Annotated in this window: 15 protein-coding genes; 2 read left to right on the plus strand and 13 right to left on the minus strand. The window is 41.6% G+C overall.

Going from position 1 to position 19927, the window contains the following annotated elements:
* Positions 1 to 37: 37 nt before the first annotated feature.
* A complete protein-coding gene (locus tag LX73_RS04215; protein WP_148898215.1) occupies positions 38 to 925 on the plus strand; it encodes a universal stress protein in 888 nt (295 codons plus the stop codon).
* Entirely contained in the window at positions 922 to 1935 is a 1014-nt protein-coding gene (locus LX73_RS04220) for an endonuclease/exonuclease/phosphatase family protein (RefSeq protein ID WP_148898216.1), read from the plus strand. The genes LX73_RS04215 and LX73_RS04220 overlap by 4 nt, the downstream gene beginning before the upstream one ends.
* Positions 1936 to 2056: 121 nt before the next feature.
* Here LX73_RS04220 and LX73_RS04225 read toward each other — a convergent pair whose 3' ends face one another.
* The 13 genes from LX73_RS04225 to LX73_RS04285 form a co-directional block, all read right to left on the minus strand.
* Entirely contained in the window at positions 2057 to 3538 is a 1482-nt protein-coding gene (locus LX73_RS04225) for an OmpP1/FadL family transporter (protein WP_170245576.1), read from the minus strand.
* A gap of 57 nt (positions 3539 to 3595) precedes the next feature.
* Positions 3596 to 4852 carry a DUF3300 domain-containing protein gene (locus tag LX73_RS04230; protein ID WP_148898218.1) on the minus strand — a complete coding sequence of 419 codons (1257 nt, stop codon included), beginning with the start codon at positions 4850 to 4852 and terminating at the stop codon, positions 3596 to 3598.
* A gap of 107 nt (positions 4853 to 4959) precedes the next feature.
* Complete coding sequence (locus tag LX73_RS04235) at positions 4960 to 5595, minus strand: response regulator (RefSeq protein WP_148898219.1); 636 nt, start codon at positions 5593 to 5595, stop codon at positions 4960 to 4962.
* A gap of 34 nt (positions 5596 to 5629) precedes the next feature.
* Positions 5630 to 8488 carry a ligand-binding sensor domain-containing protein gene (locus LX73_RS04240; RefSeq protein WP_148898220.1) on the minus strand — a complete coding sequence of 953 codons (2859 nt, stop codon included), beginning with the start codon at positions 8486 to 8488 and terminating at the stop codon, positions 5630 to 5632.
* A 195-nt stretch (positions 8489 to 8683) separates the two neighbouring features.
* Entirely contained in the window at positions 8684 to 9538 is an 855-nt protein-coding gene (locus LX73_RS04245) for a sigma-70 family RNA polymerase sigma factor (protein WP_148898221.1), read from the minus strand.
* Between the two features lie 196 nt (positions 9539 to 9734).
* Complete coding sequence (locus LX73_RS04250) at positions 9735 to 10907, minus strand: phosphopentomutase (RefSeq protein WP_148898222.1); 1173 nt, start codon at positions 10905 to 10907, stop codon at positions 9735 to 9737.
* 2 nt (positions 10908 to 10909) lie between these two features.
* Positions 10910 to 12421: a GAF domain-containing protein gene (locus LX73_RS04255; protein WP_148898223.1), complete on the minus strand. Its 1512-nt coding sequence runs from the start codon at positions 12419 to 12421 to the stop codon at positions 10910 to 10912.
* A gap of 8 nt (positions 12422 to 12429) precedes the next feature.
* A complete protein-coding gene (locus tag LX73_RS04260) occupies positions 12430 to 14226 on the minus strand; it encodes a M3 family oligoendopeptidase (protein WP_148898224.1) in 1797 nt (598 codons plus the stop codon).
* A gap of 709 nt (positions 14227 to 14935) precedes the next feature.
* Complete coding sequence (locus LX73_RS04265; RefSeq protein ID WP_148898225.1) at positions 14936 to 15595, minus strand: 6-bladed beta-propeller; 660 nt, start codon at positions 15593 to 15595, stop codon at positions 14936 to 14938.
* Between the two features lie 578 nt (positions 15596 to 16173).
* Positions 16174 to 16692 (minus strand): beta-barrel domain-containing protein, encoded by a 519-nt coding sequence (locus LX73_RS04270; protein WP_148898226.1) that lies wholly within the window; start codon positions 16690 to 16692, stop codon positions 16174 to 16176.
* Between the two features lie 20 nt (positions 16693 to 16712).
* Positions 16713 to 17204 carry a cysteine peptidase family C39 domain-containing protein gene (locus tag LX73_RS04275; RefSeq protein ID WP_148898227.1) on the minus strand — a complete coding sequence of 164 codons (492 nt, stop codon included), beginning with the start codon at positions 17202 to 17204 and terminating at the stop codon, positions 16713 to 16715.
* Between the two features lie 383 nt (positions 17205 to 17587).
* Positions 17588 to 17791, minus strand: coding sequence for a hypothetical protein (locus tag LX73_RS04280; protein ID WP_148898228.1), 204 nt, complete (start codon positions 17789 to 17791; stop codon positions 17588 to 17590).
* A gap of 586 nt (positions 17792 to 18377) precedes the next feature.
* A complete protein-coding gene (locus LX73_RS04285; protein ID WP_170245577.1) occupies positions 18378 to 19649 on the minus strand; it encodes a 6-bladed beta-propeller in 1272 nt (423 codons plus the stop codon).
* Between the last annotated feature and the right edge of the window lie 278 nt (positions 19650 to 19927).

The raw sequence follows: 19927 nt of genomic DNA on the forward strand, positions 1-19927 counted from the left end.
AAATCTACTTTATTTAAAACGAATCAAAGAGGCTACCATGGAAAATATCAATATTCTAGTACCGCTCGATTTTTCCGATCTGGGATCGAAAGCACTGTACTCGGCTGAAAAGATGGCGAAATTATTTAATGGTTCTATCACACCCTTCCACTCATACCTTCCGCTTAACGAAGTTAACAGCGGGCCCTACATGTTTGGGATGGAACCAGCCTCGGTAGGAGAATATGATAACATTGAAGATACGCTGCACGATCGCTTAGCCGAAATTGCCAATGAGGCAGTAGATTCTTCCCTGCTGACGGAACCGCAAATTTCTATTGGCAACCCAGCACAAACCATTGTTGAAGAGGGAGAAAAATTTGACATGATCGTAATGTCCACCCACGGCCGTACAGGGTTTTCGCGATTTTTCTTGGGATCGGTGTCGGAAAAAGTGCTACGCACTTCGCGCGTGCCGGTGCTCATTGTAAATCAAGAACGTGAGCTTGATACGTTGAACCGAATCATGCTTACCACCGATTTTTCGGATAACTCGCGGGCAGCCTTCCCCTTTGCCAAAGCTATTGCCAAACAGGCCGGCGCTAAACTTGAACTGGTAAACATTTTGGCTTACGACCAACAGCATGAAGAACAGCCGGAACAATCTAAAATCGACCTGCGCCGACAACGACTTGATGTGCTGGCGAAAGAACAGCTGCACGAAATAAGTGATCTGGTGGAAACAAAAGTTATAGTCTCCACCGAAACCCCACACGAAGCAATCTTAAATTTTAATCTCAATAATCCCCACGATTTGATTGTTATGTCCACTGTGGGACGAACCGGCATCGACTATCTTATGATGGGGAGTACTACGGCTAATGTGGCCAGACATGTTAAAAGCCCCGTACTGAGCTTGAATCCTAAACAACAAACTGAGCAGTGAAGCACACTGACTTTTCTTTTGTTTTTATTTTCTTTCTCGTATTTGCATTGATCAGCGGCTGTGGCACCGAATATCAGCCTTCAGAAGAAGACAAAGAGGATCAGGAACCACAAGAAGAAACCAATCTTCCTACTACCGATGCTGTAGCAGCTGATGCCAATCTGGATGCTGTGACATGGAATTTACTAGGATATGGAACGGGCTTTACCGGACCTTCGGACACTCTGCAACAAACGAAAAATATTATCAGTGTCATCGACTCTCTTGATGCCGATTTGTATGCCTTCCAGGAGGTAGCTGGCCAACGAGACCTGGATAAAATCGTAGATCAAATGAAAGAATTTAAGGGATTTGTGACTGATTTCGTGCCCCGATCCCAAAAAATGGCTGTTGCCTATAACACAAATACAATTGATTCTCTGGAGGCGGGCTCAATAAAAAATGTTGCCAACATTAGTAATAACGACTGGAGCTACTACTGGGCCAGTGGACGCATTCCACTGTATTTCCGATTTAACTACACCTTTGGAAATACTACCAAAGAATTCTATGCTGTCGTTATTCACGGAAAGGCTAGTGCCGAGTACGAGGCCTATCAACGGCGAAAAAAAGCAGCCGAAGGACTTTATACTTACCTGCAAAATAACAAGCCGGATGCCAATATTATCTTGCTGGGCGATTATAATGATGATGTGGATAAGTCTATATACTCTTCTGAAGATCAGAATGGGAATGAAGTATATCAGCAAACCCCCTATTATAATTTTGTTAATGATACCCAAAATTTTGAGGTCATCACTAAAAAATTCTCTGATACGGACGAATCTGCTTCGGTCAACTATTCAGACATCGTTGATCACATCACCATGAGCGATGAGCTGTCTAACTTGTATGTTGACAACAGTACCGATATTTACAAAGAGCCCCAGTCGTTTATCACCAATTACGGTACTACTACCTCTGATCATCTTCCCGTCTCGGCCGCATTTGATATTACGGCTTCGAATTAACCTGTGTATCATTAAAGTACGATAAGCAAGTAAATTATCTATCCCGCGGCTTCATTCGCCCCATTGGAATCGGGGTTCTTTGTGCACAGCATGGCATTACACCCTATATCCCTCACAAAATTTAAAGTGCCATTTTAAAGCCGGCCATCACATTTATCCTAGTCACCTCTTCGGTTGCCACTTCGCGGGTACTGGGCGTTTGATATAACGTATTTTGATCTTTCCAAAAGCTGTACTGCAACCCAAAGTCGAACATGAGCCCTTTCGTGATAATCGCACTAAATCCACCGTTAATAAACTGCCGATCTCTGTTTAAATTTTTCTGTGGACTGGGGAAATAAGCATAGCCAATACGAGGTGTAAACCGTTCATTAATAGCATATTCTATACCTCCGCGCAGGTTTATCACATCCCGGAAGTTGGATCGAACAACATTGTTAATCCCGTTTTCCTGGGGATTTAAGTTAAGGTCATCAAACTCTATACGTGCATCCGAATAAAATACCGCCTCTGCCGAAGCCGAAAGGGTAACGCTATTCGCTAAAGCTACCGTTGCCCCACCATTAATTCGCCGGGGACGCGTAATTTTATATGAAAACGCTCCGGGTGCATCGTCTTCAAAAACCACACCGTTGTCAAAAGTAGTTCTCAAACTGGTATTATATTCTTCATCAATATGTAATGTGCTGGGAAATTCATACGCCCCCCCAATACTTAGCTGTTCCACTGGTTTAAACACAAACCCAATCCTGGCGCTAAACGCACGAATATCTCCATCAATAGTATCAATACTTTCTATTGACTCAATATCAGTCTCAAAGTTACCGTCTCCGTCAGTATCAATAAACTGCGCGTCATAATCGTTTTGACGATCCGACTCCAAAAAGTTACGGCGATAAGAATATGAACCGCTCAGATATCCCACGGAAGCTCCTACAAAGAAATTCTTTGAAAATTCAGTAGCAATAAATGCCGAATACTCTCCCATTCGGCCCCGCTCAGTAAGTTCAAAATCCTGATTGATACCTGGATATGAATTAGGGTTAGAAAAAAAGCGAAAGATAGATTTTGTGTTGGCAAAAGAACTGTCGGTCGCCGCAAAATCAATGGCATACACATCAAAAGCAGCAAAAAACAGACTATCGTCAGCAAAAGAGCTATTATAAAAATCAGTGATGGTAGACTCGTTATTGCGGCCACTGCCAGACAATGCACGGTTAAAATCAGTGGTTTGACTAAAGCCCCCACCAATCACCAAGCTGCCCCGAGCCGTTGGAATCTTATAGGCCAACATGGCATCTCCTATGCTGGTCTGATTATCAGAATATTGCGAAGTATTTCCCAAATACGTGCTGCTTTCATCCAAAAATCGACTGCTTAATCCAAGTGATAAATAGCTGTCTTTCAGCAAGGCCATCGTGGCCGGATTTGCCTGGAACCCACCCAGTCCTGCGGCATCGCTGACTCCCGGCATCACCAAACTCACCGGATCATACGAAGGATATTCGAGGCTATATCGCAATACATCATCCGCCGTTTGAGCGTTAAGCACTCCGGCCAGAACAAAAAGTAAGGCGAATGCAATTATGCTTTTTTTACACATACTTCTCGTAGTTGCTGGAAAATTCATCATCTCAATTTATAGAATTGAATTTATAGGCTAATTGTCGCGACTTCTATCTGAGGATGAGCTTCCGCCACCGTCATTTCCTCCACTCCGGGAACGGGATGAACTGCCGCGTGAACGTGAACTGCTCGACGAAGACTGACTGCTACCTACACTCGATCTATTGCTAGTGCTGGATCCTACTGTAGATCGACTTCTAGTAGTTGCTGCTGAAGAAGAACCAAAACTAGATCTGATAGATGACCCAAAGGTAGAATTAGACCTACTGCCAGTAGTTAAGGTCTGCGAATTTCGTTTTAAAAACTCTTTAAAACGATTTAACAGGGTACGCCTGTCGTTTTCTCGCACCTCAACTGTAACCTTTTGAAAGGTTCTGGATTGTTGCTGTGTAGCTATATTATCCAAATCATTATCTGAAACAGAACGATTGCGAATACGCTGTGAGGAACGGTTATCATTACCGCGATCGTCTCGGCTACGAACTGTCCCTCGGCTGTTGTTTTCCGAACTACTGCTATTGCGTACTGTGCCTCGGTTACGGGTCCGCGAAGTGCCTACCGAAGACCGAGTACGTACGGTAGTACCACCGGACGTTACGATCGATTTTTGCAGGCCTCTGACCGTTCCATTATTACTCCCTCTGCTCCTGTTTACATTTACCCGATCCGTACCAATACTACGCCGTCCGTATCGATTATTTTTGCTTACATCCTGGCTATTGCTACCATAATAAATACTGGATCCATAAGAATTACTATAGGCATCGTGGTTGTGATATCCCCAAAATCCACTATAGCCATAACCGTAAAATCGATTATAAAAATAACTGTGATAAGGATATCTCCAAGAAAAGCCAAGACTAAAACGGCTGCCATAATAATACCGTGGACTATAGAAACTACCGAATCTCCAGGAATTGTAAAATGGACTGGTTGTCAGATATGGCTGTTGCCATCCATAAGGATAGTATCCGTAGTCATTAAAAGATAAACCATAAAAATTATAGGGATTACATTCACATTCCTCCCATTTTTGAAGATATTCATAATATTTATAAGTGCTTCTATAGTCATCCTCTAATGACTGCCTGGTCTTGATGTTCTCTCCCTTCTCCTTATAGGCCTCTGCAGTTTCACCATTATTGTCGTCATCAGTCCATGAGTAACCACTTACGTTTTCTTCTTGCTCATCGTTACTTTTCTGAGTCGTTTTCGAATATTGCAACTGCGTATAACAACCTGTTAACAGTATCGCAAACAACGTAAGTAACAAAGCTTTGAAATGTCTCATAACAGACTCCTCTGGGGATTTAGTTTATCCATGTAAAGTGATTTTCAGCTTCTACTAAAACTTATGAACTGTTTTGTTATCCAACAATCACATGTTCATGTGAAGGACTAAATTTCACCTTTCAGCGATTTGGCAATCACTTCGGCCTTAGAATTAACGTGCAGCTTCTTGTAAATATTACGGATATGGGCACGCACGGTATCGATAGAAATGTCATAGCGGTCGGCAATCATCTTGTAACTGAGCCCATCTACGAGGCCGTTAACAATATCATGCTCACGGGGTGTTAAGTTCGAGTCACTGTCTTTTTTGGGCGTATTTTCCTGAAAATGATTGATAACTTTTCTTGCAATCTGCGGAGACATCGGTGCCCCACCATCAGCAAGTTTTAGGATAGATTCTTTAATTTCCGGCAGTGAAGTGTGTTTCAAAAGGTAACCCGAAGCCCCGGCCCGCAAAGCATTAAATATTTTATGTGAATCATGATAAACGGTAAGCATAATAATATCGATATCCGGATACTCTTCTTTGATAAGACCTATACCCTTAATACCAGACATACCGGGAAGCTCAATGTCCATTAGAATAATATCCGGGGCGGGATGCTCATCCAGATATTCTGTCATTTCTTCTACCGAGTCAACCCCAACGGGACAGGCAATCTCATCCTCCATGTCGAGATACCGCTGAATGAGATTGCGAATTTTTTTATTGTCTTCAACTATTCCAACGGTAGATTCCATAATTGAGTATTTAAAATATTAAGTGGCTAAGCTGTTAACTTTCTCTTTTTACATATACTTCGAAGCCGCTATCATTATTAAACATAATATCTGCATCAATACGTTTCGCTCGCATATTCATGTTACGCATTCCCTGCCCACTTTTCCGGTTAGCAGATGAGGTTGTGCCATTATCTTTGATGCTCATCCTAAAATTATCTCCATCGGTGCGCAGCTCCACTTCCACCTTCTGAGCATTCGAATGTTTAGCCACGTTGTTGATGGCTTCTTTAAAGATCAAATACAGATTCTCTTTAAGTGTAACATCCAGTTTTTTATCCATGTTTCCCTGAAAATTATAGGCGATAGTTTTCTGAGGAAGCACATTATTTACATAATCCTGCATGCGATCTGTCAAATCACCGACGGTATCATTACGCGCATCAATTGACCACACAATATCATCAAGACTGGTAACAATTTTTCGGCTTTGATTTCCAATCTGCTGGAGAGAATCCTGCAACTTACTGTTCACATCCATAGTCTGCAGAAAGTCTGATTGTAGAGCGATTTCCGTAAGAGCCGACCCTACATCATCATGAAGATCACTTGCTATCTGTACCCGCATACGTTCCATCTCCATCATCTTTCGCACACGGTAGTAATTATAAATAAAGAAAATTATAGCTGCCAGAATAAGCACTACTAGTCCAATAAACCACCATTGCTGCCAAAATGGTGCGAGTACTCGAAATTGGACCTCAGCTATTTCGGTGCTCCACTGGCCGTCATTATTTCGTGCTCTAACCTGAAACGTGTAGTCACCACCCATCAGCGAAGAGTATCGGGCAGTTCTTCGGTTGGTCTGCTGCCACTCTCCACCAGAGTTTTTCAAGCGATATTCATACCTCACCTGCTCGGGAGCTGTAAAACTAATCCCAATAAATTCAAATGTAATATTCTGGTTATCACTACTAATCTCCATGTTTGGCTTCATGGAAATAGGTTCACCGGAAACACGGATATTTTCAATATGAATTTTAGGAGGGCCGCGACTGGTATCTAATTGAGAAGGATCAAGCTGAGTAAGCCCATCAACTGAACCAAACCACAAATGCCCATTACTGTCTTTAAAAGATGCACCGGCATTCATCTCATTTGCCACAAGTCCCTGATCTTGTGTAATCAGTCTAAAAGGATGGACGGCGGAATCAGTTTTTGCCAATTGAAAAGTATCATAATCAAAACGGACAACTCCCTTGTTAGTTCCGATCCAATAAAACCCCTGATCATCTTTATTAATGAAATAGAATACATTCCCAGGCAAACCATCTTCAGGAGTAATCGTTTTGAAACTGCCTTGCTCGAACCGAGCAATCCCTCCAAATGTAGCAAACCACAGGGCACCGGAATCATCTTCCAAAATATCTATAACGCCATTGTTCGGCAAACCGTCTGTGATCGTGTAATTAGTAAACTCCTGCCCATTTAGTCTGCTTATCCCACCATAAGTAGCTATCCAAATAGAACCGTCTTGAGTTTTTTTGAGAGCCAAAACGGTATTATTAACTAAACCATCCTCTTCGGTATATTGCCGAAAGGAACCTTCTTTGTACCGTATAATACCTTCACCATAAGTGCCCATCCATATTTCATTGGATTCTTCGACCTTCAGCACATCTCTTACTTTTCGATACGGCAGTTCATCTTTATTGAAGTTTAAAAAGTTAGTACCGTCGTAGATACTCAATCCCCAGCGGGTACCAATAAGCAGTTGATTATCACTGGTATATTCCAAGGTATATACTTTATTATCAACTAACCCACGATCAGCATCATATACATCAAATTTGCCGGAAGATAATTCTGCAATGCCACCGCCGTACGTTGCTATCCAAGGATGTCCGTCCCGATCTTCAGAAATAGAAGTTACTACGTTATTTGGTAATCCTTGTCCTGAAGTATAATTCTTTAGATGGTCACCCAGAAACAGGCTAATTCCCCCGCCATAAGATCCGAACCAAATGTTGCCTTCACGATCATAATGCGTAGCATAAATAATATTATTAGCCAAACCTTCATCCACCGAATAGTTCGTAAATTCCCGACCGTTGAAATAACTTACTCCTTCTTCGGTGCCCAGCCACAAGTTCCCATTTCTATCTCTAGACATCGACCGGATGCGGTTATTGATAAGGCCATCCTGTTCATCATAACAATCCATCTGGTTCCTCTCTTGCCTGCAAAGTCCACCGCGGCTTGCTATCCAAAGGACATTATCATCGTTTATAATCAGATCTCGAATACGATCATCCGGCAATCCATGATTGGTTGTAAATGTTCGCAAATTGCCATCCTCTAACTTAGTGACACCATCTCTGGTACCAAACCAAAGCACACCTTGCTGATCTTCTACAATCGCCCGTACTCGATTCGATCCGATGCCATGCGTTTCTGAATACTGAGTAAGGTTATCCTCTCCGTCCAGATGCCAAACTCCTTCACCATCAGTGGCAAACCAAAATTCTCCCTGTTGATCTTCATGGATATCCAGAATAGTGCTGGATTCCAGCGGGCTTAACTTACTAAGCACATGGACACTGTCCTCCTTCATTATGTTTACCCCACTACCGGTACCAATCCACAGTCGGTTTGCACTGTCTTCGTAGAGCGACAAAATTTTGTTACTCAACAATCCATCCTCGGCATAGTAATTCTTGAATTGAAAACCATCAAAACGGTTCAATCCATAGCTGGTACCAATCCAAAGATAACCGTCGTTATCCTGCATTAAGTCGTTCACTACAGCTTCACTAAGTCCCCGCTCAATGGAATAGGTGCGAAAGGGAAAAGTCTGTGCCTGAACAGCACCAGCGGTCACTATCAAAAAAATAAACAGCAGTAATCGCTTCATAAACAGAATTTAGCAGTAGAACTTAATAACATTTAATAAATAGTACCTTAAAAACCATAACGCCATCCTGGATTCTCAGGAAGATTCAGGATGGCATTTATATTTTTCGAAGTCTTCTATTAGTCTATTAAAAGTTCTTGAAATAAAAAAAGCCCCGTTTCAAACGGGGCTTTGCAAAATTAAGTATCTTAACTTTTATCCGAGATATGCCCGTAAAGCTGCACTGCGGTTATGGTGACGCAGTTTACGCAGGGCTTTTTCTTTAATTTGTCGAACGCGTTCGCGGGTCAAATCAAAACGTTCACCAATCTCTTCGAGCGTCAACGAATGCTCACGACCTATACCAAAATACAGTCGAATAACTTCTGCCTCACGATCCGTAAGCTTAGATAACGCTCGTTCAATCTCAACCTTCAGAGATTCACCCATCAGGTCATTGTCAGGATCGGGTGTTTCTTCATTTTCAAGTACATCCAACAGACGATTATCTTCGCCCTGGGCAAAAGGTGCATCAACCGAAAGGTGACGCCCGGAAATTTTAAGAGTATCAGCTACTTCCGAAACGGTCATATCAAGACTGTCGGCCAGCTCTGCGGCAGAAGGTACGCGTTCATACTCCTGCTCAAGCTTGGATAGCTCTTTACCAATTTTATTAAGTGCTCCTACCCGGTTAAGCGGAAGGCGTACAATTCGGCTCTGCTCGGCCAATGCCTGTAAAATAGACTGCCGAATCCACCAAACGGCATAAGATATAAACTTAAATCCACGTGTTTCATCAAATCGTTTGGCGGCTTTTATAAGTCCCAGATTTCCTTCATTAATAAGATCACCAAGTGAAAGCCCTTGGTTCTGGTACTGTTTGGCAACCGAAACTACAAACCGAAGATTCGCTTTGGTTAAATCCTCAAGTGCTTTCTGACTACCTTTTTGGATTTCCTTAGCAAGACGAACCTCGTCTTCGGGAGTAATAAGTTTTTCTTTTCCAATCTCTTGTAAATAACGGTCAAGAGATTCTGATTCTCGAGTAGAAATACCTGAACTTCTAGCCACTGGACTTAATGGATTTCATTAGGATTTACAATGAGTTGTTAACGGATACTATTGATCAACGTGAATTCTGCTGCTAAATTATGATCAAATTGTCGCAAGATATGAACGATAGCCGCTTTTGGTTAATAAGAATTCTTCTTCTTAATCTCTGTAATATAATGGTAACAGTAGTCAATTTCTAATCATTCCAAAATTATTATTGATCGCCATTTAGCATTGATGAACCGGGGTAATCAGCATTTACACCAAAAAAATCAGCCGCTGTACAGGCAATATCACTGAAGGTTTCTCGTGTGCCCATATTCCGTTGAAAGGCTTTTCTATGCGGAAAAAGCAGGACCGGCACAAACTCACGACTGTGATCAGTACTTTCGGAGGTAGGGTCATTACCATGATCGCTAGTAATGATCAAAATATCATCCTCTTCCAGTTTACTTACGATAGCAGGTATAGCCCTATCGATCTCTTGCAGGCACTCTGCATAGCCAGCCGGATCAAGACGATGTCCATATTTTTGATCGGTATCAATCAGGTTTACAAATACAAAACTATCAGAAGCTGCCGACATTAAACTTAAAAGCTGAGAGATTCCTTCGGCATTACTTTTGGTGCGCCGGAATTGGGTAAATCCGTCACCTCCAAAAAGATCTATTATTTTACCAATAGAATAGGTTTTAATTCCTTCCTGTTGTAAACGATTAATCAGATTATAATCAGGCGGAGCCAGTGAATAATCATGCCGCTCTTCTGATATACGATCAAAATTCCCGGCAGTACCTTCAAACGGCCGTGCAATAACGCGCCCAACTCCGTGCTCATCCTGTAGCACCTCGCTGCGCGCGTATTCACACCATTCATAGAGCGTATCAACGGGAGTAACATCCACATGAGCGGCAACCTGAAAAACACTGTCTGCGGAGGTATATACAATGGGATATCCCGTTTGCAGATGCTCTTCTCCATAATCAGCAATGACTTCAGTGCCGGAATACGGCTTATTCACCAAGACCTGCTCTTTGCCAATCCCGTCACAAAACTGATCAATAACTTTCTGCGGAAATCCTTCCGGATAGGTTGGAAATGGCTGATTAAGCTGTACACCGGCTATTTCCCAATGTCCGGTTGTTGAATCCTTACCGGCGGAGACTTCTCTCATTTTACCGTACGCACAAAGCGGATCCGACTCAACGGGAACTGACGACAGCGGAATAATATTCCCTAATCCCATCCGCTGTAAATTGGGCAACTTACACCCCGTTTCTTTGCAAAGATGGACCAGTGTATTTTCATTTTCGTCCCCATATTCGACTGCATCTTCCTGTGCACCTACACCAAGTCCGTCAATGACAATTACATAACAGTTACCCATATCTATATAGCTTCATTTTTGTTCGATTTTAGTGCCTGCGACAATGCAGACTTCGCATTGCTCAACACCTGATACGAATCTCCATAATCGTCGGTTAGGCGAACGAAACCCACTTTTATACCCGTTTCTATCTCTTCACCACTTGAAAGTGTAAAAGCATTGGTGAATTTTTTCTTAACTGCTCGGGTCCATTTTTGAACAGTCTCGGAATCTTTATTCTGCAAGAAAAAAGAATACACATAGTCTGAGTTGTATCCCAAAATCCCAGGGAAACCGAACTGACTGGGATTAAATGCTGTAATCAAATCTCGCTGCATATCGGCCAGCTCTTCCATCCGCATTTTCGTCCGCAGTTCGGCCACATTGGAAATCGTTACCAACCCAAACCACGAATCATATGATACAATGTCTTTTTTGATTCGTAACAGCTCCGTATCCACGGTTCGCTCCCATAAATCGGGTAGAAAAGCACGATAGTCATTTGCAAAAATTGGGGCGTCAAGCTCCATATTAGGATCATTCGCCATCATTTGAAGTGCTGCTGTACGAACGAGATTGATAAATTTATGCTTGGTTGACTCTTTGAAAACAAGAGGATTCTTATCATACACCAACACAATGCCCTGTCGGCGATCTTTCATCATCAACGGAATAGCCATTGAAGCTCCTTCTGTGTGGAACTCTCTCGGTGACAATCGATTGGGATTATTATTCAAATGAATGGCAAATTCAGCCTCCCCGCAATTGGCGGCTTCATAAGCCATTGACCGTTCCACCATCTGCATGCCGATGGGTGGAGCATACTTAGCATCTTCGGAATTCATAACGTTACACCAGCCGTCCATGCCCTGCGTCACAAACGATGCACCACCGTCATTTAAAAAAGACTGAATCTTATTTAGCAGCTTTTTGACCATTTCGGCCCGATGGCAGTTTTCCTCCAAATCAGAGATTGTATCTTCATAGGCAATCCACTCATCCTCTTGTTCATATAAATCGCTAATTTCCAGATAAGTATTCAACACATTGCGCAGTGCGTTGATATAGGAATATATGACGTCACCGTTATCTTCTGTAAATACGTGTTCGCTTGATTCAAGTACCGTAATGGCCACGGTTTCCCCGTTATTTACAAAAGGCAACAGGGTAACATATTCTACGGGTACGTCATTATAATAATGGCTGAGAGCAGAAGCAGAAATATCTTCTCCAATCCGAACAGACACCGGCTCATCAATATCTTTAAATTTATCTAAAAAGTGATTCTCAAAGCTTATGCGATCTTTGAACATCACATTATCAAGCATAGTCGATTGAGTTTCCATAACGAACTGCTTACGGGAACGGTTAACCCAATACATATAGGCCGTCTCCATTTCAGAAGCGCTTCGGAGAAGAAACATCAGATCATTGAGCACTTCCTTAAACTCTCTCAACGCCTTTTCCTGGCGTTTTTGTCCCATTATATCAGCATTGGACTGTTCCTGTTCACGTGCCGTTGCGTAGTTTTCCATGCTGTATGTTAATTTATCTGATTAGCTAATTCTTCTGCCTGCTCAATCATTTTTTTGATTGCTCTCAATCCATTATCCCAGAAATCAGGCCTGGTAATATCCAGTCCCAATTTACCGACTATATTTTCGGGCCAGTCTGAACCTCCTGCGCGAAGCATCTCAATATACTTTTCCGAGAAGCCATTTTCTGACTGGGTATATTCCTCATACAGTGCCAAGACAAGCAATTCCCCAAAGGCATAAGCATACACATAGCCGGGTGTGTGCAAGAAATGGGGAATGTAGCTCCACCAAATATCGTATCCTTCAGTCAGCGTTACCGCATCTCCATAAATATCTTCCTGGGTATTGCGCCAAAGTTCAGAAAAATCTTCAGTCGTCAACTCACCATCTTCCCGTCGCTTGGTATGGATGGCATGTTCAAACCGATTCATCGATACCTGTCGAAATACCGTGGCAATGGTATCATCAATTTTACCAATCAGTAAAGCTAACTTTTCTTTAGGATCATCAAGCTTACGCATCAGCTTTTGAAATACCAGCATCTCACCAAATACTGATGCTGTCTCAGCCGTAGTTAGCGGGGTATCAGCCTGCAGGACTCCTTGTTCCCGAGATAAAAACTGATGCACGCCGTGTCCCAGCTCATGGGCTAATGTTTGCACATCTCGAATCTTGCCGTCAAAATTCATAAACACATACGGATGCACGGACGGCACCGTACTTGCCGAATATGCTCCACCGCGCTTGCCCGGTTTCATTGCAGCATCTATCCAGTTACGGTCGAAAAACTCACCGGCGACTGTACCCATATGCGGATGAAAATCGGTGTATGAATCGAGTACCATTTCACGTGCTTCATCCCACTGTATCTGTTTCTTATTCTTTAAAAGCGGCGCATAACGATCGTAATCGAACAATTCGTCATACCCCAACAAACTTCGCTTCAGATCATAAAATCGATGTACCAATCTGTAATTATCAGTTACTGCATCAATGAGTGTCTCGACCGTACCATCATCAATTTCATTAGCCAGGTTTCGGGATGAAATCCAGCTGTCGTAATTGCGCAACTTGTCATCGGTATGTTTGTCGGCAAGTAGTGTATTAAAAATAAAGGTAAGCGTACGACTGTGCTCTTTAAAGGTGTTGGTCAACGAGGCATGTGCTCTCTCTCGTAATTCACGATCCGGCTCATGCAGTTTACTAAGAACCTCTTGCCGAGTCAGCGTTTCTCCATCCAGTTCGAATCGCGCCGCTCCCATGGTCTCATCAAAATAGCGATTCCATGCGCTCCTGCCCGTCACTTTCTTTGCAGAAAGCACTTGCTCCTCTTTCTCACTGAGAATATGAGATTTATATCGTCGTGATGTCTCCAGGTAATGCTGGTAGTGTTCCAGTTCTTCACTACCGATAAGATCTTGTGCCCGTTCCTCATCTACATCCAGCCATTCCACATCAAAGAACACCAGCTTTTGGTGAATCTCAGAAGAAAGCTCGTTGGCCTCCTGCATCAGCTTCCCATATTCTGCATTATTGGTATCGGTAGACCAGATCAGATGGGCATAGGAACCAATTTTGCTAGTTATTTCTAACAGCTGTTCATATTCTTCTAAGGCTTCTTTTAACTCTTCGGCCTCAAGGTCGGCGATCTTTCCTTTATAGTCATCAATAAAGGAATTTGCCAGCTCTAATACTTTTTCTTTGTCATCTTCCAATGCGGGATCATCAATAGAATCGTACAGGTCAGAAAGATCCCACTCTATATTCTCTGCCCCTGTTTGCTCTTGCACATTATTGCTCATAAATACTATCTAACTAAATCACGTTATTAAATCACCGTTACCGCTCAATGAAAGTAGAGTTATAACTAGAATCTCTACTTCATAATCGTGATCTAATATAAGAATGATTCAATAAGACTCATACCTGTGAAAGGAATTAACCTGAGTGAAAATTACCTCTTGATGGTACACTTATAATATTATGTAGGAGATAATCGATATGGCTTCGAAATCAAATAATAAATCGTGTTCTGTCTTTTGAACAATGGGAGTAGAACTCCTTTTGAGTTTGTCACTTATTCCCCACGCTCAAAAAGTGCAAAAATTATATCCTCCAGACGCACCTCGAGGTGGTGCTTTGATATATGGACGAACATGCTGCCGCTCAGAAGATGAACAATTTCTTGCACTACATAACCAACAAGTTTTTAATAAAGAAGTGGTCCCCCCTACCACTTTGACTACAATGCCCTGCTTACCTCAAAGGATTCTCATCAAGCTCCAGACGTATCACGCGCTTAGGCTCGTCAACACTGAAATTTATACCATAAATACTATTCTTATATACCTGTAATTGCGACAGGTTATAAGGCACGGTTATGTACCGAGTGTTCATTGGATTTTGGTCTATGAAAATAACCATCCCACGCTTTCGGGCAGGATGAAACATGCGCAACAAGATAATATCGTTCTCCACCAAAAAGCCGGAAAACAGCGGGATCTGCTCTATCTATTTCGTTACCGGCCATAACTCATCCCTGGCCAAGGACATAAATCGTTCTTTAATATCCTGCAAATACGAAGAGGTTTTCGGACGCTCTGGTAGCTGATGGAGTGGTAACTTTTTTTGTTTGCCTGTACGAAGATTATATTTCCTAACAACAGGATCTTTTGTCTGCAGATAGTAAAACCACTCCCCATCTACCTCCCAGAATGTTCTATTTAAAAAAACATTTGGAACAAATAAACGTATATCACCGCTGGTAACCTTCTCTCTTTGATTACCCGGCAGCTGCAACAACTTTTCGGTGGGAGTACCATTCTTATCAAGGCGATAGAGAACATGGCTATTCTCCGATGTTTGAAATCCTTTACTCTTGTTATATACTCCAAACCATCCGAAGTCTGTAATAAAAACATTGTGCAAAGAATGGTTTTGGGGATTTTCGTACGAAATCGACTCTACATATTGTAGTTGTTTATCCCGAACCTCGAATACAGTAATACGAAACAACAGCATATCCAGGCAATAAATGCGCCCATCGGCTCCAACATGCAGCTGTACGATCCGTTGAAACTCTCCCGGTCCTTTCCCTTCACCCCCAGCCACAGACAATACCTTTCCCTCCTTGGTTATAAGAACTATCGTTTGGTCAGCAGCATCTACCATTATGAAACGATTTGATTGTGGTAGTTTTCGCAGGCTCCCTGGCTCTAATACGGAGCTATCAAAAGATAGCGTATCTGTTGTAACGCTTATTTGGGGAAATTTGGATTGTAGCTGGACTGTATAATTATCTGAGCTATTTTGGCTTTTTGGGTTAGTGCAGGAAAAAACGCTAAATAAAACAGTCAGTATTACAATTAATTCAATAGTATAACTCTGCATATGGTATTTAGTAATAGGTCTGCACGTAAATATAAACGTGCAGACCTGATTGAAAATTATTATTAACAAGTTGATAAACCAGAACATTGTGCTTGACAGCATTTTAGCTGTTTCCTACAAACAGCAGTTAACTCCCTATCACGGTTACTTACTACATATGTAAAACAATCTTGGGCTATGTCATTGCAAACATCTGTGCAAGACTCTTGAATATATCCTGCCTTTATACTTTTCATTTCATCTCAACTTAGACTTTTTGCTAGTTCCATAATAAATAAATGTTAATTTATGATTTATATGTTATCCGTTTTAAAATTTTACAGGGACAGATAACCCTGCTTAGCTTTTGCAAGCCACTCTTAACGAAGTTCTTTTGTGAGGTTGTTGTAAATACGCTCGATAAATCGCATATCCTGAGTGATAATTTCTGCGCGTCCCTGCATGCCATTAGTAGGTTTTAACTGCCGGTCATAACTTGTAGTAAAGCCGTTGGGAAAAGTAACTTTGGCAATAAATACACTATCTCTTACCGGGAATTCAGACAGGTAATCGACCTTCCCCGATACCGAGCCAAATTCTTTAGAAGGATAGCCACTAAAACGGACCAGCACCTCTTGGCCCTCTTGAATCTTACCATACGACCGCTGCGAAACCGCCAGCTCTCCAAAAAAACGGGTATTTTCAGGCTGCACATATGCCAGCCGTTCACCGCTTTTAATCGTTTGATTCTCCTGAAATATGCCGGCATATACCAGCTTACCGGCAACCGGTGCCCGCAATAGGTATTTTCGTTTCCACTCCTTTATCCCACTGCGCAAAGTGTTTAATGTCTGACGGAAATCAGCTTTCTTACTATCCAGCTGTTTGTTCAATTCCATCAATTGCTTCTTTTTCGCAATCAGTGAAGTGCGATTATTAATAATTTCAGTTCATTGTTCTCTTCCCCTTCCAGATCATAAAATTTTGGGGTCGTATGCAGCAGTAATGCAATACCGGTAGCCTGCTCATCTACTTTTGAGCTTAACCATTGCTGCAAAAAATCGTCTTTTTTGTACACCACCTTTCCTTTAGCCGGATCCGCGATATACACTTTTTGCCTGCTTATTTTATAGACGACCACAAAATGCTCTTGTCCCCAATGTACCACACACGGTAGTTCTGCCTCCCTTTTTAGCTGCTCCCAGGTGAGCTTCGCACCTATAGTTCGGAAGCCGATCTCTTCGGCCGCTTCGCTCATCCCTAACAACGACACCCCTTCGCGGTTTATACCGCTTTTCTTGCGAAGCGTCTCTAAAGTGTAATTCCGCCCGTGATGCTTAGCAATCATGCGAAGGCAGGTGGGCCCGCAATCCATTTGATCGTGCTGTCGATAAACCTTAAATCCTGTCATCTATTATAATACGTTATGCTATTTATTACAGAGATTAGTTATTCGATGTTGCTGGGAAATTTCGATTGATAAATTATTCAGCTTAGATAACAACAAATAAATACAGCTAACCCAATTGCTATCTCAGACAAATACATCGCAGTAAATGGTAATACTTTTGGACTTATCTTTGACAAATCAGGTATGTTTCAATCAAAAATTCCAACCGCTGCTATTTATCAAATAAAACGACACTATGCTTGAGATATATACTGAGATCTCTCCTGAATTTTGTCCTGAGAAATGACATTAATTGAGCTTATCACTTTGATATTTCCCTAAATAAACTACAAACCATTCGGTGACAGCCGCTGGTAGTCTAGTAGCTGACATAGAAGTATTTTTTAGGCTTCTTCCATAACAAACCGGTATTTAACTATTTGCTGTTGTCCGATCTCTTCCTGCGTTTCACGGGTATAAATATAATCGCCCTTCATCAACTGAATCGGTTTACTCCTCGGCCAGTTGAAGCGAGCAATCAATTCACCAGTTGGTTTTAATACCCACCAAATACTCAGAGAAGACCCTCTCTGAGAGCTAAAGTTCATAAGACCCTTTGGTTTTCGAGAGAGTAAATTTCGCCAGCAATTTTCTTGCTGCTGTCAAAACCCTAACTTTTGTTGACGGATACTCATGTTATTTTAGAATACACTTTGAAAATCGCACTACGAAAATTATGGTCTAAACATATCTCTCGGACTCCACCAATTTTCAATTTTAACATGCAGGTAGCTGACAAAATAGTCTCCGTAAAACCAGCCCATAAGTAAACAGATTATCCCATAAGAACTCAAAATCAAGTAAAAGACAGTACTATTAGGAAAAAATACAATTACAAAACTCAATGGAGTCACTTGCAGTACAAAAACACCAAAGAGTAAGGCCACTATAGAATTCCTCAGCTTTTGCCATACACTTGGTTCCTTACATACTTTCATTTTTGTTTCGTCTATTTCCATCTTATAGTGTAATTATTGTATTTACTATTTTCGATATTAAATCTATCTGTTTTGGTATAACTTTGTTTCAAGTAAGACCAAGTCTGCTTGAAGAATGCTTTTATTGTTTAATGGCATTCTACATTAATTTTCCATTTCACTATGCGGTCTATGACTTTTCGGGGACTATAACTCGTTATTTTTTCGTCAGTGCAATCCGGTACTTAACCACATACTCGATACCTGTTTCTTCCTTGGTCTTTTTGCTATACAGATACCCATTTTTGATGTCGTAAATCTCTTGCTCACCGGGAAGCGTCAGTTTTGCAAGGAGTTTGCCTGATTCTTCCAGGATCCACCACTCATAGCTATCACTTTGCCCCCCCGTTGGTACCGCCACCCAAATCCGGTTTTCATCATCAACCATCAAACGATCTATAATAGGATTTGCTTCCGGCAGCTCTTCATCATGTATATCTATTGCTTTCATGACATCACTTTGATCGTAAAAAGGTGTTGGAGTATGAGAACTAAGATCAAAGGGTGAGCCTTTTACCGGATAATAAATCGCAGATTGGTAGTTGCCCTTAGCATCGTACTTTTTTATCAAAAAATCATGGTTCCAAACCGAGTATAGTTCTCCTTCATCGGATATACCTGTAACCGTAGATCCCATAAATGGCATCGGCTTAAGTGACATTGGAGCTGACATTGACTCTGTCTTTCCCTGAGCCTTAAAACTTCTCCGGAATTCCAGAATATTATAATCCAGTGCAGCTCCGTCTGAGTCCATTAGCAGATACTTCGCCACCGGCCAGCCGGTTTCAGAGACTTGTTGGTAGAAACTGACTAAGTAATTACCATCATTTCTGGGATTCATCATTCCGAATTCTAGTCCCTCAACCGCTTTATGATCTCGTATCTCCAACCGCTCGATTAGCATGGTTCTTTCAAGGGAATAATCAGTTGAGTTATAAATATTGAACCGTTTATTCCTTACATCACGGATCAATATTTTTCCGGGTTGGGCCCTCATCCCCAATACATAGCCGTATTCACCGGGTCCATTGCCCGATCTTCCGATCGCGGTATGGAATGTACCATCTTCATTATATACATAAACCTGTTGAGCATAGTTAGATCCTGAATTCAAAATGATCACTCTATCCTTATCATCTACAACACAATTTTGTACCTGTGTTAGGTAAGGTTCCCCTGATTTACCAAACGTTTGCTCAGGAATCAATTCTATGGAATTTGCGGGTTCCGTATCCCCCGAAAAAACGGTGAGGTTCTCAGTTTCTTTAATATCCTGAGGAACTTCATCGAGGATGCGGATTTGTGCTGTTTCTTCAGATTGTTCTATTTGTTCTGTTTGTTCTATTTCTTTTTGTGAAGGGCTATTGGAGCATTGAACTAGAGAAAAAATTATAACTATACTCAGTAATAATCGTTGAAAATATTTCATGTATTCCATTGGTTAAACTGAAAACAAAAGGGTATTAATTAATACCCTTTTGTTTTATTAATTTTGAGTTTATTGATAATATTTCCCGCATAACTCAATCATTGATTTGTGCGCACTTTGAACAGTTTGCACACATTCTGTCTGATCCCAACCACTATACCACTCTCTACACTTGCGTGACACACAATTATAATACTTACTTGTCGTTTTACAGCTTGGGGTCGGGCAATCCATCTTACCTGCTTTTATATTTTTCATTTCATCTCTACTTAGTGTTT

Source organism: Fodinibius salinus, assembly GCF_008124865.1.
Classification (GTDB): domain Bacteria; phylum Bacteroidota; class Rhodothermia; order Balneolales; family Balneolaceae; genus Fodinibius; species Fodinibius salinus.